Raw genomic sequence first — 24,806 nt, forward strand, 5'->3', positions numbered from 1 at the left:
AATCCAAGGGTATAGTAATCTGTCAGATTGATGAGAGGATGTTATGAAAAGCTATGTATTTATGAAAAACAGTGTATTAATTGCATCGTTAACTGCGGCGATGGCAGTTGTGAGCCTGCCAACGTTTGCTGCTCAGTGTCGAGTTGATTTGAAGAATGAACTAAGAATCGATGATCAAAAAGTCGAAATCCATCAAGTGAATGGTGATACGGCCGTTTTTGATGATAACAACGACCTCTATATCCATGGTGAGAAGGTTGAGCTTGATGCCGACCAACAAGCGGCGATTGAGAAATACCGCGAAAATATGAGTGAGTACTTACCTCGAGCGAAACAAATGGCGAACGATAGCTTAGCGTTAGCCAATGACGTGATTGATGATATCGCGGCTAGCCTGGATTCACCTGAGTCATTTGATAATGTAAAAGAATCGATGAAAACCTACTTTGCAGAACTGGAAGCGCGTTATTACAAAGATGGCGAATTAGTGTTACCTGCAGAAAGCTTTGATTCGATGGCCAATGGCTGGTCTGAAGATTTCGAGAAGGCGAAAGAAATCTTTAACCAAGAATTTATCTCTAGCGCTTTTAATGCGATGTCAGAAAAAATGAAACAAGATGGTGGCCTAAACCTGACTGAATTGGCTGACAGTATGGCTGAATTAAAGCTGAAAGTTGAAGAGCGAATGAAAGAACACTCTCAACAAGTGAAAGAGGAAGCGAATGAGTTCTGTGATTCTCTTGATGAGATGGCGGAACAAGAGCAAGAGCTGCATGAAATCATTCCGAATCTAAAGGACTATCAAGTATTCACGATCTAATCTGAATTAACTGATGAATCACAAGAGCACCGTTTGGTGCTCTTTTTGTTTGTATAAATGGAACCATACGGCGAGTATTTATCTCTATTTAATCCATTTCCTTCTCAAGCCTTCCATTTCGCTTTGTTGTTTCTAATTGAACGATAAGACTGGTCTTTTGTTAATTTTGTGGTTCTAAATAGCGCATTGATTGTAAAAAATAGAGAATTGTTCATTTATTGGTTGTGCCTATCATTGCTTTTTATTACTGTACTTCCCAACTAGTTCACTGATTCTTAATGCGGGCGATATGGACCAACAACCTTCCTCTTCAAGAGAGCACTTTAGCTCTCGTTTAGGCTTTATTTTAGCAGCGGCTGGTGCAGCGGTTGGCTTGGGTAATATTTGGGGTTTCCCGACTCAAGTTGCCAGCAATGGTGGTGGCGCTTTCCTTTTAGTCTATTTGATCATGATCTTCGTGGTTGCTTTCCCTATGCTGGTGGTTGAGATGGCTATCGGCCGTCACGGCCAAGCAAACCCAGTTGATAGCATGCGATCTTTGACGACAAACCCTTTGGGTAAGAAAGTCGGTGAGTTTATCGGTTGGGTTGGACTGAGTGTACCAAGCGCAGTGTTGGCGTTTTACAGTATTGTTGGTGGCTGGTTGATCTGTTTCCTAATTGGTGCGGTCGCGGATCTTATCGGCCTAGAAGCGATTGCTGATTGGTTTAAGGGCTTCAGTGTTGAGCGCAACGTATTTGGTACCGTCGCGTTCTATGTACTGACTATCTTGATTGTGCAGGGCGGTGTTAAGCAAGGCATCGAGAAATGGTCGACTCGTTTGATGCCTGCGCTGTTTGTTTTATTTGGCTTATTGTTTGTTTACATCATGACGCAATCTGGCGCGATGGAAGGCCTAAAACATTACCTTATTCCAGACTTTGAGAAAGTGTGGGATAGAAAACTGATTCTGGCGGCAATGGGACAGGGGTTCTTCTCACTCACTATTGGCGGTTGCTCTATGTTGGTTTATGGCTCTTACTTAAGCAAGAAAGAGAACCTACCAAAAATGGCGATGAACGTAACTCTGGTGGATACTGCTGTCGCTTTTATTGCTGGATTAGTGGTGATGCCAGCAATGTTTGTTGCGATGCAAAAAGGCGTTCAAATCTACGCTGAAGACGGCTCACTATTAAGCTCTGACACTCTAGTATTCACGGTTTTGCCGTTGATGTTTGATAGTTTAGGTGTGCTTGGACAGATCTTTGCGATTGTGTTCTTTTTACTACTAACGATTGCTGCACTGACTTCTTCGATTTCGATGCTTGAAGGCCCGGTTGCGCTAGTGAGTGAGCGTTTCAATACTAGACGAACGCCAACAAGCTGGGTGATTGGTGGTGCTATCGCGCTGTTTAGTGTGGTGATTGTTTACAACTTTGCTGCGATGTTTGGCATGGTAGCGATGATTGCAACTCAGTATCTTCAACCAGTCGCTGCACTGATGTTCTGTGTGTTTGGTGGTTGGGTATGGAGCCGAGCTTCAAAAGTGAAAGAGCTTGAACAAGGCAGTCCTGATTTTCAACTTGGTTGGTTTGGTAAGGTTTGGCCAATGTATGTGAAGTTTGTGTGCCCAATTTTGGTAGCAACGGTTATCTGGGCATCTTTCGGTTAATGCAGAACCCTATCTGGGCTTTTTGAAATTACCTCATCTGAACTTGAAATATTAAGCACAAAGCCACTCATAAAGAGTGGCTTTGTTGTTTTTATATAAAGCTTAGTGGCACGAAATATAAAGCTATAGCGGCACGAACAAGATAGAAAAAAGGCGCTGAACATAATATTCAGCGCCTTTGCATTGTTCGTTAAGCAATCGTGATTACTTAATTTCCATACCTTGAGCTTGCAAGTCCGCATGGTAAGAAGAACGTACAAACGGGCCACACGCTGCGTGAGTAAAGCCTAGCTCTAGAGCAATCTCTTTCAGCTCATCGAACTCAGAAGGCGGCACGTAGCGTTCTACTGGTAAGTGGTGACGGCTTGGTGCTAGGTATTGACCTAGTGTCAGCATAGTCACACCATGTTCGCGAAGGTCTTTCAGTACTTGAACGATCTCTTCTTTTGTCTCGCCAAGACCCATCATCACACCTGATTTTGTTGGGATATCAGGGTGCTGCTCTTTGAATTTCTTCAGTAGATCAAGAGACCACTTGTAGTTCGCACCTGGACGCGCTTTACGGTATAGACGTGGCGCTGTCTCTAGGTTGTGGTTGAAAACATCTGGCGGGTTGTCTTTCATTAGGTCAAGCGCAACGTCCATACGACCGCGGAAGTCTGGAACCAGTGTTTCGATACGAATATTTGGGTTGAGTTCGCGAATCTCACGGTTACAGTCAGCAAAGTGCTGAGCACCGCCATCACGCAAGTCATCACGGTCAACTGAAGTGATTACAACGTACTTCAGTTTCATGTCTTGAATTGTTTTAGCTAGTTTCTTCGGCTCTTCAGCTTCAGGAGCAACAGGGCGACCATGGGCAACATCACAGAACGGGCAGCGACGAGTACAGATAGCGCCAAGAATCATAAACGTTGCCGTACCGTGGTTGAAACACTCGGCTAGGTTAGGACAAGACGCTTCTTCACAAACTGAGTGCAGGTTGTTTTTGCGCATTGCTGATTTGATTTCTTGAATACGATGGCTGTCTGAAGGAAGTTTAATCTTCATCCATTCAGGCTTACGTAGAACTTCTTTCTGTTCAGCAGGCATATTCTTTACGGGAATTAATGCCATTTTGTCAGCGTCACGATATTTAACGCCTTTTTCCATTTGGATTGGTTTGCTCATGATTTTATGCTTCTGCTGTAATGTTACTGGTGGCTTGAATGTCTACTTGGTCATAGCCGAGTAGCTCTACGAGCTCTTGTATTAACTGTTGCTCAACGTTTTCTAGTTCACTTGGTCCACCGAGTTGGCTTACCTGCGCCATTTCCATACCTTGGTAACCACATGGGTTAATACGCAGGAATGGAGACAGGTCCATATCGACGTTGAGTGCTAGCCCGTGGAACGAGCAGCCACGTCGAATACGTAATCCGAGTGAACAGATTTTCTTGCCATCGACATAAACACCAGGAGCGTCAGGTCGGGCAGCTGAATCTATATTGTAAGCTTTCAGAGTATTGATTACGAGGTTCTCGATATGAGTAACCAAATCACGCACTCCGAACTTCTTGCGGCGAATGTTAATCAGAAAGTAAGCGACTAATTGGCCTGGGCCGTGATAAGTCACTTGGCCACCGCGATCGCTTTGTATTACAGGGATATCACCAGCATTCAATACATGCTCGGCTTTACCTGCTTGTCCTTGAGTGAAGACAGGGTTGTGTTCAACCAACCAAACTTGGTCTACGTCTTCTTCCGTGCGTTCGTCTGTGAACTTATGCATGGCTTTCCATACAGGTTCGTAATCCTGACGGCCTAATTTTTTTACGATTAGCTTATTTTGCAAAGCTGCACTCCCTCAAGGATTAATAAAGTGAACGCATTATAAACGCGAAACATGATTCTAACTACAGACGGACTGCAAGGTTTTTCAACTTTCTTTGTATTTATTGAAAATTAAGTTGAATGAATTTGAGCTAGATAGGGTGCTTTAAACAAAAACAGCGGCAATAAGCCGCTGTTTTTCATGTGCAATCGGAGATTACAGAACCATACGAACGATTTCGATCTCGCCCAGTTCTTTATAAAGAGTTTCTACTTGTTCAATTGAAGTCGCAGTAATATTGATAGAAACAGAGTGGTAGTTACCTTTCGCACTCGGTTTTAGCGTTGGGCTGTAGTCACCAGGAGCATGACGCTGGATCACTTCTAGTACTAGCTCAGTCAGTTCTGGCTTAGCGTGGCCCATTACTTTGTAAGTGAATGAACAAGGGAACTCTAAGAGGTCTTTTAGTTTTGCATCAGAATTGATGTTCATGATTAGCTCCAAAAGGCTAGACGCTCGCAAATTGGCGAAATGTCGATAAAAAGCGTGTTCGGTCAACAGACACGAGTAATAAGGCGGAATATTACGTGTAAATATCACCGAACTCAAGATCAACAAAAGCCGCACATGGCGGCTTTTGGTTCACTAATGAGCAAATCATGAACTTACTCATTAGGTTAGCTATATAACAAGCTTAGGTTTTACCTAGAACAAACCTTTGGCTTGTTTAGAATAAACCCTTGAATAGAAGAACTAGGTAGTCCCATAGACGGCTGAATAGGCTGCCTTGGTCTACATCTTCAAGTGCTAGTAGGGGGTATTCAGCAACGTCTTCACCGTCTACTTGGTAGAATAGTTTACCAACTACATCGCCTTTGCTGATTGGCGCTTCTAGCTCTTTCTCAAGAACGAAGCTTGCCTTCAGGTTCTTAGCTTGACCACGAGGTAGCGTCACGAAAGTATCTTCGTCGACACCTAGCGCAACTGTGTCCTTGCTACCCATCCAGATCTTCTCTTCTACGAAAGTTTCACCGGCTGTGTGTGGTGCCACTGTTTCAAAGAAGCGGAAGCCGTAGCTAAGCAGTTTTTTGCTTTCTGTTTTACGAGCATTCGCATTCTTGGTGCCCATAACTACAGCAACTAGGCGCATTTTGCCTTCTGTCGCTGAGCTTACTAGGCTGTAACCTGCGTTGCTTGTGTGGCCTGTTTTGATGCCATCAACGTTCATGCTCTTATCCCATAACAGACCGTTACGGTTGTATTGGGTGATGCCGTTGTATGTGAATTTCTTCTGTGAGTAGATACGGTACTCGTCTGGTACGTCGCGAATCAGCGCCTGACCAAGTAGCGCCATATCGTAAGGCGTTGAGTATAGGTTCGGGTTGTCTAGACCGTGCACGTTAGCAAAGTGCGTGTCTTTCATGCCGATAGAGCTTGCCCAAGCGTTCATTAGGTCAACGAATGCATCTTCAGAGCCAGCGATGTGTTCAGCCATAGCAACACAAGCATCGTTACCTGACTGAACAATGATACCGCGGTTCAGTTCTTCAACTTTAACCGTTGTACCTACTTCAACGAACATCTTAGATGAATCTGGGAAGTTTTTAGCCCAAGCATTTTCACTGATTACAACATCGTCGTTTAAGTTGATGTTGCCACGTTCTAGCTCTTGGCCAATTACGTAGCTCGTCATCATCTTGGTTAAACTTGCTGGAGAAAGTTGAGTATTCATCTCTTTCTCTGCTAGTACTTTGCCTGAATGGTAATCCATCAGAACAAAACCTTTAGCGGCGATTTGAGGTGCATCAGGAACAACAATAGGAGCGGCGAATGACGATGTAGCTATCGTTGCAGAAAGAGCAACAGAAGTAGCAAAAATCGATTTAACAAGTTTATTAGATTTAATCATTTTGAATGCAATTATTTGGTGAACTATTCATATATTAACAGAATCACTCTGTCACACCAGAGCGCTGATTACCAGAAGTAACTGTTAGATTAATTAGCGAGTTAGGGTGTGTTTTTTTATATAAGCTGACGGGTAACCCATTAGCTTAACTTGTTCTAATTTCTCTTGAGTCAGAGCATAGTCATGAAATGGCCCAATCATCAGACGGTAGTTGTCATCATTTGGCTGCAAGAACGTTGCTACTTCTAGCTTTTCGGCTAGATCTTTCGCTAACTTCTCTGTTCTATCTTCATGTGGAGATGTTGCGACTTGAATAATAAATTGCGGTAAAGCAGCCTTTTTATTTGCGTCGGTTGGCATAGCCACAGTAATGACTTCAATCTCAACATTTGCCGTGCCGGTTCTCAACACATCGAGCTTATAAGCTGCCGCATAACTAAGGTCAATGATTCGGCCTTCATGGAATGGGCCACGGTCATTGATACGAACAATAGTGGTTTTGTTATTGTCGGTATTCGTCACTTTTACATAGCTTGGAATTGGCAATGTTTTGTGAGCTGCTGACATCGAATACATGTCGTAGATCTCGCCGTTAGACGTTAAGTGACCATGAAATTTCTTACCGTACCAAGAGGCCTTGCCTTTCTCAGTAAACCCTTCGGTCTTTTTTACGATCTTGTAGTCTTCGCCACGCAGAGTGTAATCCGTATTACCACCTAAACTATAAGGTTCATACTGAGGGTGAGCATCTTCTAAATGCTCTACCGAAATCGGTGCGTCTGGTGCAATATCTGAATCAATATCGTAGCGGCCTGTTGGCTGCTTTGAAGAACAACCATTGATTAAAATCGCTAGCCCCAAGATAGAGACTATTTTTTTGATTGGCAGCTCTTCAACCAAGGATGCTTTTTTTTGAAACGTTGTAATAGACATCGATTAGGTCGCCTTTGAGAATGCTTTTCTGTGTGTATGTATCGACATTAAAATACCAAAACCAGCCATAAGGGTAACCATTGAAGTACCGCCATAACTGACTAGAGGAAGAGGAACACCAACTACAGGTAGAATGCCACTTACCATGCCAATGTTTACAAAAATATAAACGAAGAAGCTCAGTACAATACTTCCGCCCATCATTCGACCGAATGCGGTTTGAGCTTGGCTCGCAAGCACTAAGCCACGTCCAATAATAAACAGGTAGATCGCAAGCAAGAACAAGATACCGATCATGCCCCATTCTTCGGCGATGACCGCAAAAATGAAGTCAGTATGACGCTCTGGGATGAACTCTAGTTGAGATTGAGTGCCTTGCAACCAACCTTTTCCTGATATACCACCCGAACCTATCGCAATCTTACTTTGAATGATGTGGTAACCCGCACCTAATGGATCTGATTCAGGATCAAAAAGGGTTCTAACACGCACTTTTTGATATTCACGCATCAAGAAGAACCATAGGATTGGGATAAATGCCCCTAATGCGATTGCCGCGCTAGCAATGATTTTCCAACTGATACCAGCCAGGAATATCACGAAGATACCAGATGCGGCGATAAGGATAGATGTACCTAGGTCAGGCTGCTTTGCGATTAGAATCGTCGGTACAAACACCATCACTAGCGAGATCGCTAATGTTTGGAATGTTGGTGGAAGTGAGCGCTTACCGATAAATCGTGCCAGCATCAAAGGCACCGCGAGCTTTAATAGCTCTGACGGTTGGAATCGAACAAAGCCGAAGTTTAACCAACGCTGGGCGCCTTTAGAGGCTTCACCAAAGAACAACACGCCCAATAGCAAGATGACACCACCTACAAATAGCAGTGGTGCCAAGGTTTCATAAGTACGAGGTGAGATTTGCGCTAGGAAGATCATCACACCTAAAGACAGAGCCATGCGCATCGCCTGGCGGTCCATCATCGCAAGGCTTTGTCCGCTTGCGCTGTACATGATCAGCAGGGCAAAGCCCATTAAAACCAGAATGCCAAGCAAAAGCGGCAGGTCGATATGCAGCCTTTCGAATAGGGCTCTATTTCGTCCAGTTGAAGGATCAAGTTTCATTATTTAATTGGCTCACTTTGATAATCTTCTGCAAGGATAATATGGTCTAAAATCCTTCTTACTACTGGGCCGCCGTTAGAAGAACCGCCACCTGCGTTCTCTAGAACGATAGTCACGACGGCTTCAGGATCTTCAAAAGGCGCGTAACCCGTAAAGAGGGCGTGATCGCGTAAGTGCTCTGCGATTTCGTCCGCGTTGTACTCTTCATCTTCTTTTAAGCCGAATACCTGCGCGGTACCCGATTTACCAGCGGTTTGGTAAGACATCTTCTGGAATGAACGTCTTGCCGTACCTTTCTTACCGTGGTTAGCCAGCCTCATACCTTCCTGAGCGATATCCCAATACTTCTTCTTAACCCCGGTTAGCGGTGGGTAAGTTTCAATGTCCGACATGATTTGTTCATCGAATGGACGACCGTTATCAATGGTTGAACGAAGTAGGTGAGGTGCGGTTACTTCACCTTCATTGACCAAAACTGATGTGGCTTTTGCAATCTGCATGGGTGTTGCAGTCCAGTAGCCTTGGCCAATACCAACTGGGATGGTGTCACCTTGGTACCAAGGCACACGGTGTCTTGCCATCTTCCAATCACGAGTTGGCATATTGGCTTTGCTTTCTTCATAAATATCGATGCCAGTATAATCACCAAAGCCGAACATCATCATCCATTTGGATATGCGATCAATGCCGAGATCATAAGCAATTTGGTAAAAGAAAGTATCCACTGACTCTTCAATCGCTTTCTCTATATCAACGACCCCGTGTCCCCAACGCAACCAGTCACGGAATGGTCTTGTTTTTGAATTAGGGATCTTCCAATAACCTGGGTCATTACGCGTTGTATTAGGTGTAATCACACCTTCTTGCAGAGCCGCAACAGCAATGAATGGCTTGATCGTCGATGCTGGTGGGTAAATACCTAGCGTTGCACGGTTAACCAAAGGGCGGTCTTTGTCTTGAAGCAGGGCGTTATAACCTTTAGACGAAATACCATGTACGAATGCATTTGGGTCGTAGCTTGGGCTAGATACCATGGCTAACACGCCATTTTCTTTCGGGTCGAGAACGATAGCTGAGCCACGGCGGCCATCCAGTAACTTATGTACGTATAGTTGTAGCTTGATATCCAAGTTGAGCACGATATCTTTACCCGGAACCGACGGTACAAATTTTAGAGTACGGATCACTCGTCCACGGCTGTTAACTTCGACTTCTTGATAGCCAGCGGTACCGTGAAGCATGTCTTCGTAGTAGCGCTCAATACCAAGTTTACCGATGTCGCGAGTGGCTTGGTAATTGGCGTCTTTCTCTTCGCGAACCAGGCGCTGCATATCACGGTCATTGATGCGCGATACGTAGCCAATCACGTGAGTTAACACATCACCATAAGGGTAGAAACGTTTTAGCGTACCTGTAACTTCAACGCCTGGGAACTTATGTTGATTTACAGAGAAGATCGCAACTTGTTCTTCGGTAAGCTGATTCAGAATAGGTACTGACTTGAAGCGTCGTGAATTGCGACGATCACGATCAAATAGTTCAATGCGCTCTGGCGGGATCTCGATTAATTCTTGTAGACGGACGAGCGTGTCATCCATATCTTTGATTTTTTCTGGTGTGATTTCTAGGTTGAAAACCGGGCGATTTTCGGCAAGAAGCACACCATTACGATCATAAATCAAACCACGGTTGGGGGCGATTGGAACGACCTTGATACGGTTATCGTTAGAGCGGGTTTTATAGTCTTGATATTGATTGACCTGAATGTTGTACAGATTAACAACCAACATCGATATCATGACTATGATCCCCGCAAACGCAACAAAAGCACGATTAGTAAATAGTCGTGCTTCTGCTTTGTAATCACGGATTTGGCTACGTTTACGTAACATTAACGCTTATTCTCGATGATAAGGGTGGTTAGCAGTGATGCTCCAAGCTCGATACAAGCTTTCAGCCATGATAACGCGTACTAATGGGTGAGGGAGAGTAAGCGCAGACAGAGACCAACTTTGGTCTGCAGCCGCTTTACATGCAGGTGCTAATCCTTCAGGCCCGCCGATAAGGATAGAAACGTCGCGTCCATCCAACTTCCAACTTTCCAATTGCTCTGCCAGTTGTGGTGTGTCCCACTTTTTACCTGGGATATCAAGCGTGACAATGCGGTTGCCTTTTGGAACCGCTGCCAACATCGCTTCGCCTTCTTTTTGAAGAATGCGTGCAATATCCGCATTTTTACCGCGCTTTCCCGCAGTAATTTCAATGAGCTCTAATGGCATATCATGAGGGAAGCGGCGTTTATATTCTTTAAAGCCTTCTTCAACCCACTTTGGCATTTTTGTGCCAACTGCGATTAACTGGATCTTCAAAGCTTAGCCCCAAAGTTTTTCTAGTTGGTACAGTTCACGGTGTTCTTCTTGCATAACGTGAAGCATGCTTGTGCCCATATCTAGAACAACCCATTCACCTTCTTGCTGGCCGTCCATGCCTAGTGGCTGCATACCTGCTTTACGTATTTCATCAGCAACATGCTGTGCAATAGAAGCAACATGGCGCTTAGAGGTACCTGTACAAACAATCATGTAATCAGTAACGCTTGATTTGCCTTCTACATCGATAGTCACAATCGATTCTGCTTTCATATCGTCGGCTTTGTCTGCAAGAAAATCTTTTAGTTCTTCACGTAACACGGGGTGTTCCTTTAATCTGAATTTAGCTTTTTAGGGGCTGTCGACCCTAGAATATACCACGCTTTTATGCGTGAAATGGTATTGAAGCTGAAGGGATACAAAACTCTACGCTTAACTGATGAATTAGTGGCCAAGGCGACTGCTCATATTGAGTTTTTGTCATCAATTCAGCTTGAGTGAGCAACGCGAACAAAGAGTGTAATTGAGAAATCGAAACTCTTGTTAGCGCGGCGTTATAAAGAGGCTTTTTAGATTGCCAGATACGGTGTTTTTCGAAGACCTGACCAATCGGCATCTGTTTCATTTGTTGCTGCATTTGTAATAGCAGAGCAAGCTCTCGTTGTATGCTACGTAATAAAATGACGGGTTCGACACCTTCAGCTTCTAGCTGACGCAGGATTCGTTGTGCTCGGTTACCTTTGCCTGCCAATAACGCATCACTCCAATGGAATGGAGTAAAATGGTTGTGTCGACTCAGCGATTCTTCTAAGCGTACTAACGTGAGTTTTCCATCTGGGTATTGGAGAGCCAGTTTTTCTAGGCTTTGGGTGAGAGCAAATAGATTACCCTCATGCCATTGCGCCAGCATTTGAATCGCTTCAGGGTCTGGCGTTAAACCGATTTGACGGCAACGCGCTTGGACAAACTGAGGTAACCGACTGACATCTGGCGTTAGGCAACTGACCCAGTGACCCTGATTCGAAAGAGCCTTAAACCACTTAGCGCTTTCTTGAGCTTTGGTGAGCTTAGTGCCCACCAAGATTAACAAGATATCACTGTGGATATGCTCGGAGATTGCGAGTAGCTCTTTCGCTATTGCGGTATTGACGCCTGACTCTGGCAGTTCAAGCTCGATGACCTGACGGCTAGAGAATAGGCTCAGTGCTTGAGTGCAGTCGTAGACTTGATTCCAGTCGAGACTGCTATCAATCGCAAAGCGGTGGCGTTCTTCAAAGCCTTGCTGTTTTGCAGCCTTTTGAATCGCTTCTCGGCTCTCTTGCAACAGTAGCGGTTCGTTACCAAAAATTAGGTAAACATTACTCAACTGTTTAATAAGTTGCTCTGATAAGCGGTCAGCAAAAATACGCATCAAATAAACCTATTACTCAGCCGAATCGCTAAGTGTTGGTTGTTCTTCTGAAGCTGGTACGATCTCAACATTCTTGATGTTGTATTGCTTTTCGAGTTCTTTCACTTGAACGTGCTCTAGTGCATCTAGGTCCATGCTATCAGCTGCAATGTTCGCTTTTAGACGAGCCATCTGACGAAGGATTTGGCTTGTTGCCAACTTACGCATCTCATCTTCGATCATGTCTCGTTCAACCGACTTCGCAAGTGCAGTTAGCGGGTTATCTAGGTAACTACGGGTTACGCTGGTTGAGAACGTCTTTGAGCCTAGATCCGGGACAGTTACGCGGTATGAAGCGCGGAATGTCAGTTCTTTCTCTGCTGCACGAGTGTTTTGGTATAGAGACAGAGTTCGCTCACCTACGCTCTCACTAATAATATGCAGGTTAGGTGTATTCTCAGCCGGTAGCACAATTTCTACATCATTCATACGCAGTTGACCTTTCATCATACGTGTAAACGTACTGTATTGGTCGTAACTGGTTACGGAGATCTTGTTGAGTTCTTCTGGTACGGAGTAATCACCACGTAGGTGGAAACCACACGCACTTAATAGGCTGACGGTTAAAACAACAACAGTAACTTTCAATGAAGATAGTGAAATCAGGCGCATTATTTGATGGCTCTCATGAAGGTAGAATACTTATTTAAAGGCTTTAGTTCGTTTGAGTGGTTAGGCTCAAGTCTAAAGCGCTTAAATAAGTAGACAGGGCAATTAGCTACCCTGTCTACAGACTGCTTTTGATGAATTAAGTTCGTTAATTCTTTAGCAATTGCATTGTGCTAACGAAATTAGTTAGCAACGATGTTTAGAAGCTTACCTGGTACGAAGATAACTTTACGGATAGTTAAGCCATCTAGGAACTTCTTAGCGTTCTCATCGTTTAGACCAAGCTCACGAACTTGCTCTTCTGTTGCATCAGCAGCAACGGTTAGTTTCGCACGTAGCTTACCGTTGATCATAACAACGATAGTTTTCTCGTCTTCAACTAGCGCTTTCTCATCGAAAGTTGGCCATGTTGCTGAGTCTACGTTTGATTCACCAAGTGCAATCCACATTTCGTAAGAGATGTGTGGAGTCATTGGGTAAAGCATGCGTACTACCGCTTTTAGCGCTTCGTCAAGGATTGCACGGTCTTGTGCAGATTCTTGAGGTGCTTTCGCCAGCTTGTTCATCAGTTCCATGATTGCAGCGATTGCCGTGTTGAACGTTTGGCGACGGCCAATATCGTCCGTTACTTTCGCGATAGTTTTATGGATATCACGACGAAGTGCTTTTTGGTCGCCAGATAGCGCAGAAGCATCAACAGATTCAGCAGCACCCTTAGAAGAGTGAGCGTGAACCAATTTCCAAACACGTTTAAGGAAGCGGTTAGCCCCTTCAACGCCAGACTCTTGCCACTCAAGCGTCATGTCTGCAGGTGATGCAAACATCATGAATAGACGTACTGTATCAGCGCCGTACTTGTCTACCATCTCTTGTGGGTCGATACCGTTGTTCTTAGACTTAGACATTTTGATCATGCCTGAGTGTTCAACTTCACGACCTTGATCGTCGACTGCTTTTTCGATGCGACCTTTACCGTCACGTTCAACCGTTACGTCAGTCGGTGCAATCCACTCTTTGGTGCCTTTTTCGTTTTCGTGATAGAACGCGTCAGCCAGAACCATGCCTTGACATAGTAGTTGCTTGAACGGTTCATCAGACGTCACGTAGCCAGCATCACGTAGAAGTTTATGGAAGAAACGAGAGTAAAGCAGGTGCATACAAGCGTGCTCGATACCACCAACGTATTGGTCAACTGGTAGCCAGTAGTTTGCTTTCTCTGGATCTAGAATGTCGTCTGCTTGCGGTGAACAGTAACGTGCGTAGTACCAAGAAGACTCCATAAACGTATCGAACGTGTCAGTCTCACGTAGAGCGGGTTCGCCGTTGAATGTTGTTTCAGCCCAAGACTTGTCAGCCTTGATTGGGCTCGTTACGCCATCCATTACTACATCTTCAGGAAGAATGACTGGCAGTTGGTCTGCTGGTACTGGGTGAACTTCACCGTCTTCAGTGGTTACCATTGGGATTGGAGCGCCCCAGTAACGTTGACGAGATACACCCCAGTCACGTAGACGGAAGTTTACTGTCTTCTTACCTTTGCCTTCAGCTTCAAGCTTCGCAGCAATTGCATCGAATGCTTCTTGGAACGCAAGACCATCGAATTCACCAGAATCGAACAGTACACCTTTCTCTGTGTAAGCCGCTTCAGATACGTCTAGTTCAGAACCGTCTTCAGGTTTAATTACTGGGATGATATCGATGCCGTACTTAGTTGCGAATTCGTAGTCACGTTGATCGTGAGCAGGAACTGCCATTACCGCACCTGTGCCGTAATCCATAAGAACGAAGTTAGCTACGTAAACAGGAACAACACGGCCGTTAAGAGGGTGGATAGCCGTTAGGCCAGTATCCATACCTTTCTTTTCCATCGTTGCCAGTTCAGCTTCAGCAACTTTGGTGTTGCGACATTCGTCAACGAATGCAGCAAGCTCAGGGTTGTTCTTCGATGCTTTCTCTGCAAGAGGGTGACCTGCAGCGATACCAACGTAAGAAACACCCATTAGTGTATCTGGACGAGTTGTGTAAACTTCTAATGGAGCTTCTTCACCGTTAACAGTGAAAGATAGCTCAACACCTTCAGAGCGACCGATCCAGTTGCGTTGCATGGTCTTAACCATTTCAGGCCAACCATCAAGGTTATCTAGATCATCTAGTAGCTCTTGAGCGTACTCAGTGATTTTGATAAACCACTGTGGAATCTTCTTTTGTTCTACTGGAGTATCACAACGCCAGCAGCAACCATCTTCTACTTGCTCGTTTGCCAGTACCGTTTGGTCGTTTGGACACCAGTTCACAGAAGACGTCTTCTTGTACACTAGGCCTTTTTCGTAAAGCTTAGTGAAGAACTCTTGCTCCCAACGGTAGTACTCAGGTGTACACGTTGCGAATTCACGGTTCCAGTCGTAACCAAAGCCTAAAAGCTTCAGCTGGTTTTTCATGTACTCAATGTTTTCGTAAGTCCAAGGTGCAGGCGCTGTGTTGTTTTTAACCGCTGCGTTTTCTGCTGGTAGGCCGAATGCATCCCAACCAATTGGCTGCATTACGTTTTTACCTTGTAGGCGTTGGAAACGAGATACCACATCACCGATGGTGTAGTTACGCACGTGACCCATGTGCAGTCGGCCACTTGGGTAAGGGAACATAGAAAGACAGTAGAATTTTTCTTTGTTTGGGTCTTCACTTACAACGAAAGTCTCGCTGTTATCCCAGTGTTGTTGAACCTTTTGTTCAATCTCTTGCGGGTTATATTGTTCTTGCATCGATGGTATCCGGTTATCTTGGAATTTGTGAGTTCGGTTAGAACAGAATCTTACAGATCGTCATAGAATACCTAAAGGAGCCTAGTACAACAATAGTTATACCCTTCATACTTGCAGTTGCTGCCTAGTAGATGGCGTAATTTTCACTGAATTTCGCTGGGCAACTATACTTAAGAGTATGAATTGCATTTGTTTGTGAGCGGGAGTGCATTGCGACACATCCGTTTGCACGCGTAAAAGTTGGTTATCTTAAGGAGGTTGTTATGCCGAAGAAAAAAGCGCTCTATGAAGAAGTCGTCGAAGAGGTGATTGAAACGCTGAAGCATAGCCCTGAAGAGCTCAACAACAAAATCGAAACGTCGGGCAAGTTTGCGAAAGCAGCTAATGATATGACTAAAGATGAGCTTTCATTGATCTCTGCCTACGTGAAGTCGGACTTAAAAGAGTTTTCCGAAAGCTATGAAGAGAGTAAAAGCGGTCCATTCTATTTGATGATTGCGGACTCTATTTGGCAAGGGCTGTTGGATATTACTGATCGTACTAAGGTGGAATGGGTTGAACTGTTCCAAGACTTAGAACACCAAGGCTTGTATCAAGCGGGTGAAGTCATTGGCTTGGGAACCTTAGTATGTGACGAGTGTGGTCACCAAACCGAATATAACCACCCAACCAATATCATTCCATGCATTAAATGTGGTTCTAAAGGGTTTAGTCGTAAAGCCCTTAAACCGTAAGCTTCTGAACCATAGCGTATCAACGCAAAACCACAGCAATGAAAAAGGGTTGACCCGATCAGTCAACCCTCAAATCACTTTTCGTCGAATCTAGCTTTTTGGCTTTCTAATTACCCAACCAATCACCAAGCTGAGCATCGCCCAGATATACAGTGGCCAAGTACCTACTGTGTGATAAGGCGTTTGACCATCCGTTGAAATGAGTTCAGCTTTTAACACTGCCGTTTCAAACTGAGGCACTTGCTTGATTATATTGCCTTTGTAATCAGTAACTGCCGTCACACCGTTGTTGGTCGAGCGAATAACCGGCTTACCAAGCTCCAGAGCACGCATCTGTGCAATTTCCATATGTTGCAGAGGGCCAATCGAACGACCAAACCACGCATCGTTAGAGAGCGTTAAAATAAAGTCAGTCTCGTCGGTTACGTTCTGTCTAACTTGATCATTAAAGATGATCTCATAACACAGTGCCGGCGCTAAGTGACGACCATTTGCCACTATGTTTGGTTGAACAAAGTCGCCACGGCTAAATGATGACATTGGCAAGTTAAAGAAAGGTGCTAATGGACGCAAGATATCTTCAAACGGCACAAACTCACCAAATGGTAACAGGTGGTGTTTATGGTAGCGCTCGTCTGGATCGTAGCTGTACTCACCGTATGGATTCACACCGAGAGAAAGAACACTGTTGTAGTATTTCTTATCTTCAGACTGATTCAGCACACCGGTAATGATCGAACTGTTGTTCATCTTCGCTGCGCTATCCAAGTTACGTAGGAAAGATGGGATCTCAACTTCGAATGCTGGAATAGCCGCTTCAGGCCAGATGATGATATCCGCTCCCCAGTTTTCTCTGCTTAGGTCGGTGTACTTCATCATGGTTGGCCAGCGATGACTCGGTAGCCATTTACTGTCTTGATCGACGTTGCCTTGTATCAAGACGACTGACGTGGTTTTTTCAGGGTTCGGCGTGACCCAGTCGATGTTGCGAATACCAAAGCCTGCACTAAATACGACGGCGGGAATGAGAGCGATGCTCCAAGCCCGGTTAACAATCGCATAAGTGAATGCAGAGGCTGAAACAATGATCGCTAAAGTTACTAGCTCTACGCCGCCAATCGGTGCAAATGAACCCAATGGCGAATCGATTTGGCTGTAGCCTAACCAAAGCCAAGGGAAGCCCGTCATTACCCAGCCACGCAGCCAATCACAGACTAGCCAGAATGCAGGAGCTGCAAGGAAAAAGCGGCTTAGGTTATTGGCAGGGAAGAATTTATTCAAACCCCAGGTAAATAGCCCTGAATAAACGGCTAGGTAGCCAACAAGCAATGCCATCAAAAATAGGTTGGCTGCCAGTGGCATGCCGCCAAAACCATCAATGCTGACGTATACCCAGCTGATACCTGTGGTGAATTGACCTAAACCCCATGCGTAGCCAATCCAAAGCGCACTTTTAGGAGAGCGGTTGTGGATCAGTAACAGCAACAAAGCTGGGCTGAGAATAGCAAGAGGCCATATAGAGTATGGAGCGAATGAAAGGGTGGTTATAGCGCCAACAAAAACGGCCGCAAGCGGCCGTAATAGGCGATGAATAAAGGTATTAGTCATCTAATTTCTGTCATCTCTTTAGAGAGAAGTTGTTATTCTTCGATAGTCGGAAGAGGCTGTTCGTCAGGAATGGTTACCTGTAGCTGAATCACACGACGGTTATCTGCTGATGTTATTTTGAAATGGTAGTTTTCGATTTCTACAATTTCGCCACGAACCGGCAGGTGGCCGAGTGCTGTCATAACCATGCCGCCTACCGTATCCACTTCGTCGTCACTAAAGGCAGTGTTAAACGTATCGTTGAACTCTTCAATAGTGGTTAAAGCTTTTACAGAGAAGGTATGCTTACTCAGCTTACGAATATCTAGCTCTTCTTCATCGTCGAACTCGTCTTCAATTTCACCAACGATTTCTTCGAGGATATCTTCAATGGTTACCAGGCCAGAAACTCCACCAAACTCATCGACAACGATAGACATGTGGTAACGCTCTTCTTGGAACTCCTTAAGCAGGCGATCAACTCGCTTACTTTCAGGAACAACCACGACAGGGCGAATCACTTGTTCGATATCAAATGGAGCACTTTCTGAACCCAAATACTTAAGTAGGTCCTTCGCTAATAGAATGCCTTCAACATGGTCTTTATCTTCACTGATCACTGGGTAGCGAGAGTGTTGAGCATCAGTAATGAGCGCAATCAATGTATCTAGATCATCTGTGCGTTCAACTGTAACCATTTGAGAGCGAGGCAGCATGATATCGCGTACTCGCATCTCTGAAATTTCCATAACACCCTCGAGCATGTCGCGTGTGTCGTGGTCAATTAGGTCATTAATTTCTGAGTCGCGGATTACATCTACGAGCTCTTGGCGATCTTTTACTTCACCTTGAAATAGTTGGCCTAGGCGTTCAAAGAAGGACTTTCTACTCGGACCTTCAGATTTTTTACTTCCCTCAGAAGTGGGGGGGTTACCTTCGTTCATGATTTCTCAAAAAATAACGCTATCAGAAGTGTGATAGCACACGTTACAACTCAGATTCCTGTGAAAATCACAGGTTCGATGAGTTATTGTTTCTCTGCAACCTACTTTACTAGAATCAATTTACTTTTCTAGAATGTAAGGGTCTTCAAACCCCATAGATTGCATGATTTCTGTCTCGAGTGACTCCATCTCTTCAGCTTCATCATCTTCGATATGATCATAACCTAGCAGATGCAGACTGCCATGTACAACCATATGAGCCCAGTGTGCTAGCAGAGGCTTACTTTGCTCTTCTGCTTCTTTTTCGACAACTTGGCGGCAGATAATGAGGTCGCCCAGTAGATCTAACTCGATCCCTGGAGGAGCCTCGAATGGAAAAGACAACACGTTAGTTGGCTTATCTTTGCCACGATATTCATGATTGAGCTGGTGGCTTTCTTGTGTATCAACGATACGAACCGTCAACTCAGCGTTCTCTTGAAACTGAGGAATGGTCTTGTCCAACCAAAGCTGAATATCTTGCTCAGTTGGAAGACCTTGCTCATTTTCGACCGCTAATTGCAGGTCTAGTTCAATAGACATCTATTTATCACCTTGTTCTGCAATTACAGAGCTATTTTGTGTTGCTAATTGTGTCGTAACTACCTGCTGAGCCTCAAGAAGTTTGGCTTCACGCTCTTCACGTTTACGCTTTTCAAACTCTTTGCGCTCTTTCTGGTCTTTTGCTTCCCACTTCTCGTATGCGTTGACGATACGAGCAACTACAGGGTGACGAACGACGTCTTCAGACATGAAGAAGTTAAAGCTAATGTCGTCGACTTCATTGAGCACTTCAGTCGCATGGCGTAAGCCTGATTTTGCACCACGAGGTAAATCGATTTGCGTAATATCACCTGTGATCACAGCGCGTGAGTTAAAACCGATACGGGTTAAGAACATCTTCATCTGTTCTACCGTGGTGTTTTGGCTCTCATCAAGAATGATAAACGCATCATTCAATGTACGACCACGCATGTAAGCCAGTGGCGCAACTTCAATTACGTTACGTTCAATCAGCTTCTCAACTCGCTCAAAGCCAAGCATCTCAAACAGCGCATCGTAAAGTGGACGTAAATATGGGTCTACTTTTTGGCTTAAATCACCCGGTAGGAAACCAAGCTTCTCACCGGCTTCAACAGCAGGGCGCGTCAATAGAATGCGACGAATCTCTTGGCGTTCAAGTGCATCAACTGCTGCAGCAACGGCTAAGTAGGTTTTACCTGTACCTGCTGGCCCAATACCAAAGGTGATGTCATGAGTCACCATGTTCATTAGGTACTGTGCTTGGTTTGGCGTTCGAGGTTTGATGACGCCTTTTTTAGTCTTAATGGTCACTTCTTTGCCGTAGTCAATTTCAGACTCGACGTGTTGCTCCAAAATGCCTGACTCGGTGATCGCCAGATGTATTTGCTCTGGTTCGATATCGATTATGTTGCCTTTAACTGGAGCCGTTTCAACATAGAGGTGTTTGATGATGTCTAAAGCTGCGGCTGTAGTGTGAGGCTTACCGACAATGGTGAAAAAGTTGCTACGGTAATTAATCTCAACGCCCAGACGACGCTCAAGATGCTTGATGTTGTCGTCAAATGGTCCGCATAAACTTGCCAAGCGCTTGTTGTCTGCTGGTTCTAGATTTATCTCTAAGGTAACGATTTTATTGCTCAAATTAGCCTCTCATTTTGTGCCACTCACTCTTAAATAAAACAAAGAGCAAAAAGCCCGATTTAGACCGGGCTTCTGATGGTGATATCCCTATTTCTAAGATGGTCACTTAGTTAGGTAATTTCAAGCTTTGTGTTTGCGCTTTGTGCTCAAACAGTTGTATTGCCTATGGCGTAAATGTCGCTACACCTAGCTCGTCTTCACGTTTTGTTTTTTCCATCATTTCTGCTGGAGTCATAACAACGCGTAGACCCATGTCTTTTTCTGTGCGAACTAGCTCACCACGTAGTGAGTTGGTGTAAACCTCAGTGATCTTCACATCTACGAATTGACCGATTAGGTCTGCAGAACCTTCGAAGTTCACAACACGGCTGTTTTCTGTACGGCCGCGAAGTTCCATTAGGTTCTTTCTTGATGGGCCTTCAACAAGGATACGTTGCTCTGTGCCTAACATTAGACGAGAGAAACGCATAGCTTGTGTGTTTACCGTTTGCTGCAGTTCGTACAGACGATCTTTCTTCTCTTGTGCTGGTACATCACATGGGTAATCTGCCGCTGGCGTACCTGGACGTGGAGAGAAAACAAAGCTGAAGCTCATATCGAAATCAACGTCTTTAATTAGCTTCATTGTATCTTGGAAGTCTTGCTTAGACTCACCAGGGAAACCAACAATAAAGTCAGAGCTGATTTGAATGTCAGGGCGAGCTTTACGCAGTTTACGGATAATAGATTTGTACTCGATAGCCGTATGTGGGCGCTTCATCATCGTAAGAATACGGTCACTACCACTTTGTACTGGTAGGTGAAGGAAGCTCACTAGCTCTGGTGTGTCTTTGTAAACTTCAATGATGTCGTCACCAAACTCAAGCGGGTGGCTTGTTGTGAAACGAATACGGTCGATACCGTCGATAGAAGCAACAAGACGAAGCAGTTCTGCGAATGAACAGATATCGCCTTCGTGTGTTGGACCGCGGTATGCGTTTACGTTTTGACCTAGCAGGTTAACTTCACGTACGCCTTGCTCTGCAAGTTGAGCAACTTCGAAAAGTACATCATCCATTGGACGGCTAACTTCTTCGCCACGTGTGTATGGTACAACGCAGTAAGTACAGTATTTAGAACAACCTTCCATGATAGAAACGAACGCCGTCGCGCCTTCAGCTTTTGGCTCTGGCAGGTTATCGAACTTTTCGATCTCTGGGAAAGAGATATCCATTACTGGCTTTTCGTTAGACAGTGATGATTTAATCATCTCTGGCAAACGGTGTAATGTTTGTGGGCCAAAGATAACGTCTACGTAAGGTGCACGTTGACGAATGTGATCACCTTCTTGAGTCGCTACACAGCCACCCACACCGATCACCACACCTTCTTTTTTATCTTTAAGCGTTTTCCAACGACCAAGCTGGTGGAATACTTTTTCTTGCGCTTTTTCGCGGATAGAACAAGTATTCAATAGTAGTACGTCTGCTTCCTCAGGTACTTCAGTTAGCTCATAGCCATTTGCAGCGTTAAGCAGGTCGGCCATTTTTGATGAATCATATTCATTCATCTGACAGCCCCAAGTTTTAATTAGCAGTTTCTTACTCATTATATGTTCGCTCGATCGTTAGTTTAATTTAAGGGAGCAAATCGCCCATTATTCATCCGCTAGCCCCGTTTGTCATAATTCGGTATTCAATTTTATGACAGGCTCTAGCGGCAAGCGGCGTATTGTACTGGTTTCAAAACCGACTGACTAGTAGTCTGAACAAATCTCTTATGTGGTGGTTTTTATTATCGTTAACGCCATATGCCATAAGGGATAACCCTTTTTTCGAATAAGGTTTTTGGTTACAAGTTAGTTATGAAAAAGTACAATCAAAAACAGTCAAAGAATCAAACTGATAAGTACGAAATATGAACAGTTACGATATTGTAGTAGTCGGTGGCGGCATGGTTGGCGCAGCAACAGCAATCGGTTTTGCAAAGCAAGGTCTGAGTGTTGCGGTGATCGAAGGTTTTGCCCCACAAGCTTTTGATGAATCGCAAGCGATGGACATTCGTGTGTCAGCGATTTCTCAAGCATCGGTCGATTTGCTTGAAAATCTTGGTGCATGGCAAAGTATTGCAGCAATGCGAGTGTGTTCTTATAAACGTTTAGAGACGTGGGAGCACCCAGAGTGTCGTACTCGATTTGATGCTGCCTCACTAGACCTTCCTCGTTTGGGCTATATCGTTGAGAACAGACTCATTCAATTAGGTTTATGGTCTCAATTTGATGCCTACGACAATCTCGAACTGTTATGCCCAGAAAAGCTCGATGTGATTGAGTTTGGTGAAATCAATATCGTAAAGCTTCAATCAGGGGCTGAGTTGTCTGCGAAGTGGGTGGTTGGTGCTGATGGTGCGAATTCAGCCGTTCGCCAACAAGCTGGAATTGGCATCACGGCTTGGGATTATCGACAACACTGTATGCTTATCAATGTAGAAACAGAACAACCTCAGCAAGATATTACTTGGCAGCAATTTCTACCAAGTGGCCCTCGTTCATTTTTGCCTTTGTGTTCTCTAACCTCTGACGGTCAAGAAGTCGGGCTGGGCTCGTTAGTTTGGTATGATTCTCCACTGCGTATTAAGCAACTGTCAGCAATGGCCCCTGAAAAACTACGTAACGAAGTACTTACTCACTTTCCTAAAGAGTTAGGTGATATCAAAGTCTTGAATTCGGGTTCTTTTCCTCTGACACGACGTCATGCTCAATCATACTCGAAGAATAACTGTATTTTGGTCGGAGACTCTGCGCATACCATCAACCCTTTGGCTGGGCAGGGTGTTAACTTAGGCTTCAAAGATGTATCAGTACTGCTGGATGTCACCAAAGAAAAGGGTGAATTGAACCAGTCTGTAGCAAGACGCTATGAAGTGATAAGAAGAGGCGACAATCTAATGATGCAAAGTGGCATGGATTTCTTCTACAAGACATTCAGCAACGACATTGGCCCACTGAAATTTGTACGTAATGCTGCTCTAAAACTAGCTGAAAATTCAGGCCCGATTAAAGCTCAAGTATTGAAATACGCTTTGGGTCTCTAATTGAGCGTTTAAGACTGCTTATGAAAAGAAGGAGAGCGAATGCTCTCCTTTTTTGTATCAGATGACTACTATCGCTGTTGCGTCACACAAACCGGTGCATCGATCTCTAAAGAGTACCCTGTATAAACCAAAGACCCATCTTCATTATCTCGCTTGAATGAGGTGATGTTGTTGGAGTGCTGGTTGGCGGCGATAAGCCATTTCCCATCGTTCGTTATATGGAAGTCTCTTGGGAATTTGCCTTCAGTGTCGTAGCTATCAATGAAAGTCAGCCTTTGAGTCTCAGAGTCGATTTTGAAGCTACTGATTCTTGATTGGTGTCGACATGACACATAAAGGAATTGCTCATCAGGCGATAGCTTAATCGCAGCTGCGGCTTCTCCCTTCTCCATATTAGGCAATGCATCAATCTCTTCCGCTACATTCCAAATGCCTAAAACCTTTTCCAAAGTCAGCAACGTTTCAGAGAGTTCACAGACCACATAGGCTCTGTCTTCAGCTTTGTTAAAGATTAAATGGCGAGGTCCATTGCCGGCGGGCACCTTAATAGACTGCATTGGCTCATCAAGGAACTCTTCTTGCTCTTCATCAAAGCAATAGAAGTTGATGCGATCGGTGCCGAGATCGACAGTCACAAACTGTGGTGAGTTTTGTAAGAACAGGCATTGATGGGCGTGTGGGCTAGTTTGTCTCTCTTTGTTTGGCCCGGAACCAACCATCTGGATTGTTTTGAGTCGTTTATCGATGCTGCCGTTGATACTTAAGCTAAAAATATCGAATGTGCCTGATGAGTATTGCGACGTGATAGCAAACTTATTGTGTGGATCTATCGCGACGTGACAAGGGTGATCTCCCGAGATGAGGCTTGTATTGTGTGTTAGCTGTGAATCAACATTAGGTATATGAATGAGCTGGGGCTGTTTTTGCTGGTCCACTTCCGATGCAGTATAGATCCCAGTCTTTGTTACAGTAATAAAAGAGGGGTTAGTACATTTGATGATCAGCTCTAGAGGTAATAGTTTTCCTGTTCCTAGATCTAACTGAGTTTGATAAACACCTTGGCTTTTACTTGGTGTATCTGTGTAGCAACCGATCGTTAAGGGGAGGGGTTTCATAGGCTAGTCATACTCAATTAGAAAATGGAGCTGACATTGTCTTATAAAATCGTATTAAAAGTGAGGTTATAGAAGAGAATACTTGGTGACTTGGCTAGCAGATTTGCATATTCCAGATAAAACAAAACCCAGCTAAAAAGCTGGGTTCTATTTAATGATGGTGCGGTCGGAGAGACTTGAACTCTCACACCTCTCGGCGCCAGAACCTAAAT

General features: G+C 44.5%; 22 protein-coding genes. 4 read left to right on the top strand and 18 right to left on the bottom strand.

Annotation, left to right across the window (positions count from 1 at the left end):
• The first annotated feature begins 43 nt into the window (after window positions 1-43).
• Window positions 44-820 carry a YggN family protein gene (locus AB6E54_RS08905; RefSeq protein ID WP_102333775.1) on the top strand — a complete coding sequence of 259 codons (777 nt, stop codon included), beginning with the start codon at window positions 44-46 and terminating at the stop codon, window positions 818-820.
• Between the two features lie 289 nt (window positions 821-1,109).
• Window positions 1,110-2,471 (top strand): sodium-dependent transporter, encoded by a 1,362-nt coding sequence (locus AB6E54_RS08910; protein WP_102333776.1) that lies wholly within the window; start codon window positions 1,110-1,112, stop codon window positions 2,469-2,471.
• A 204-nt stretch (window positions 2,472-2,675) separates the two neighbouring features.
• On the opposite strand, the gene lipA is transcribed toward AB6E54_RS08910, so the two are convergent.
• The 12 genes from lipA to leuS form a co-directional block, all read right to left on the bottom strand.
• Complete coding sequence (gene lipA, locus AB6E54_RS08915; protein WP_017064177.1) at window positions 2,676-3,641, bottom strand: lipoyl synthase; 966 nt, start codon at window positions 3,639-3,641, stop codon at window positions 2,676-2,678.
• Between the two features lie 4 nt (window positions 3,642-3,645).
• On the bottom strand, window positions 3,646-4,305 hold the full coding sequence (gene lipB, locus AB6E54_RS08920; protein WP_004737632.1) for a lipoyl(octanoyl) transferase LipB: 660 nt from the start codon (window positions 4,303-4,305) through the stop codon (window positions 3,646-3,648).
• A 195-nt stretch (window positions 4,306-4,500) separates the two neighbouring features.
• On the bottom strand, window positions 4,501-4,779 hold the full coding sequence (gene ybeD / locus AB6E54_RS08925; protein WP_026084358.1) for a DUF493 family protein YbeD: 279 nt from the start codon (window positions 4,777-4,779) through the stop codon (window positions 4,501-4,503).
• Window positions 4,780-5,011: 232 nt separating this feature from the next.
• Window positions 5,012-6,193: a serine hydrolase gene (locus AB6E54_RS08930; RefSeq protein ID WP_017067140.1), complete on the bottom strand. Its 1,182-nt coding sequence runs from the start codon at window positions 6,191-6,193 to the stop codon at window positions 5,012-5,014.
• A 93-nt stretch (window positions 6,194-6,286) separates the two neighbouring features.
• On the bottom strand, window positions 6,287-7,126 hold the full coding sequence (locus AB6E54_RS08935; protein ID WP_048615264.1) for a septal ring lytic transglycosylase RlpA family protein: 840 nt from the start codon (window positions 7,124-7,126) through the stop codon (window positions 6,287-6,289).
• Window positions 7,127-7,129: 3 nt separating this feature from the next.
• Window positions 7,130-8,251: a rod shape-determining protein RodA gene (gene rodA, locus AB6E54_RS08940; RefSeq protein ID WP_017062334.1), complete on the bottom strand. Its 1,122-nt coding sequence runs from the start codon at window positions 8,249-8,251 to the stop codon at window positions 7,130-7,132.
• Window positions 8,251-10,143 carry a penicillin-binding protein 2 gene (gene mrdA, locus AB6E54_RS08945; protein ID WP_102333777.1) on the bottom strand — a complete coding sequence of 631 codons (1,893 nt, stop codon included), beginning with the start codon at window positions 10,141-10,143 and terminating at the stop codon, window positions 8,251-8,253. Before mrdA ends, rodA begins: the two co-directional genes overlap by 1 nt.
• A 6-nt stretch (window positions 10,144-10,149) precedes the next feature.
• Window positions 10,150-10,620, bottom strand: a complete 471-nt coding sequence (rlmH, locus tag AB6E54_RS08950; protein ID WP_004735246.1) for a 23S rRNA (pseudouridine(1915)-N(3))-methyltransferase RlmH — start codon at window positions 10,618-10,620, stop codon at window positions 10,150-10,152.
• A 3-nt stretch (window positions 10,621-10,623) separates the two neighbouring features.
• Window positions 10,624-10,941 (bottom strand): ribosome silencing factor, encoded by a 318-nt coding sequence (gene rsfS, locus AB6E54_RS08955; protein ID WP_017067142.1) that lies wholly within the window; start codon window positions 10,939-10,941, stop codon window positions 10,624-10,626.
• Between the two features lie 64 nt (window positions 10,942-11,005).
• On the bottom strand, window positions 11,006-12,031 hold the full coding sequence (holA, locus tag AB6E54_RS08960) for a DNA polymerase III subunit delta (RefSeq protein ID WP_102333778.1): 1,026 nt from the start codon (window positions 12,029-12,031) through the stop codon (window positions 11,006-11,008).
• A 12-nt stretch (window positions 12,032-12,043) separates the two neighbouring features.
• Window positions 12,044-12,682 (bottom strand): LPS assembly lipoprotein LptE, encoded by a 639-nt coding sequence (gene lptE, locus AB6E54_RS08965; RefSeq protein WP_102333779.1) that lies wholly within the window; start codon window positions 12,680-12,682, stop codon window positions 12,044-12,046.
• A 179-nt stretch (window positions 12,683-12,861) separates the two neighbouring features.
• Window positions 12,862-15,438 (bottom strand): leucine--tRNA ligase, encoded by a 2,577-nt coding sequence (gene leuS / locus AB6E54_RS08970; RefSeq protein WP_102333780.1) that lies wholly within the window; start codon window positions 15,436-15,438, stop codon window positions 12,862-12,864.
• Between the two features lie 263 nt (window positions 15,439-15,701).
• On the opposite strand from leuS, the gene AB6E54_RS08975 reads away from it, so the two are divergent.
• Entirely contained in the window at window positions 15,702-16,172 is a 471-nt protein-coding gene (locus tag AB6E54_RS08975; RefSeq protein WP_017062329.1) for a zinc ribbon-containing protein, read from the top strand.
• 90 nt (window positions 16,173-16,262) lie between these two features.
• Here the strand turns inward: AB6E54_RS08975 and lnt are convergent, their stop codons facing one another.
• From lnt to miaB, 5 genes are all read right to left on the bottom strand, one after another.
• Window positions 16,263-17,780, bottom strand: coding sequence for an apolipoprotein N-acyltransferase (gene lnt / locus AB6E54_RS08980; protein WP_017064170.1), 1,518 nt, complete (start codon window positions 17,778-17,780; stop codon window positions 16,263-16,265).
• Window positions 17,781-17,812: 32 nt separating this feature from the next.
• Entirely contained in the window at window positions 17,813-18,703 is an 891-nt protein-coding gene (corC, locus tag AB6E54_RS08985) for a CNNM family magnesium/cobalt transport protein CorC (RefSeq protein ID WP_012603382.1), read from the bottom strand.
• A gap of 120 nt (window positions 18,704-18,823) precedes the next feature.
• Window positions 18,824-19,285 carry an rRNA maturation RNase YbeY gene (ybeY, locus tag AB6E54_RS08990; protein WP_012603383.1) on the bottom strand — a complete coding sequence of 154 codons (462 nt, stop codon included), beginning with the start codon at window positions 19,283-19,285 and terminating at the stop codon, window positions 18,824-18,826.
• Window positions 19,286-20,407 carry a PhoH family protein gene (locus AB6E54_RS08995; protein ID WP_017062327.1) on the bottom strand — a complete coding sequence of 374 codons (1,122 nt, stop codon included), beginning with the start codon at window positions 20,405-20,407 and terminating at the stop codon, window positions 19,286-19,288.
• 163 nt (window positions 20,408-20,570) lie between these two features.
• Entirely contained in the window at window positions 20,571-21,995 is a 1,425-nt protein-coding gene (gene miaB, locus AB6E54_RS09000) for a tRNA (N6-isopentenyl adenosine(37)-C2)-methylthiotransferase MiaB (RefSeq protein WP_065584439.1), read from the bottom strand.
• 308 nt (window positions 21,996-22,303) lie between these two features.
• Here miaB and AB6E54_RS09005 point away from each other — a divergent pair, with 308 nt between their 5' ends.
• Window positions 22,304-23,479 (top strand): 2-octaprenyl-3-methyl-6-methoxy-1,4-benzoquinol hydroxylase, encoded by a 1,176-nt coding sequence (locus AB6E54_RS09005; protein WP_102333782.1) that lies wholly within the window; start codon window positions 22,304-22,306, stop codon window positions 23,477-23,479.
• Window positions 23,480-23,547: 68 nt separating this feature from the next.
• Here the strand turns inward: AB6E54_RS09005 and AB6E54_RS09010 are convergent, their stop codons facing one another.
• The gene (locus AB6E54_RS09010) at window positions 23,548-24,594 is read right to left on the bottom strand and encodes a lactonase family protein (protein WP_102333783.1); all 1,047 of its coding nucleotides are present in this window, start codon (window positions 24,592-24,594) and stop codon (window positions 23,548-23,550) included.
• Between the last annotated feature and the right edge of the window lie 212 nt (window positions 24,595-24,806).

This window comes from Vibrio sp. 10N.247.311.49 (assembly GCF_041467655.1).
Taxonomy (GTDB): domain Bacteria; phylum Pseudomonadota; class Gammaproteobacteria; order Enterobacterales; family Vibrionaceae; genus Vibrio; species Vibrio crassostreae_C.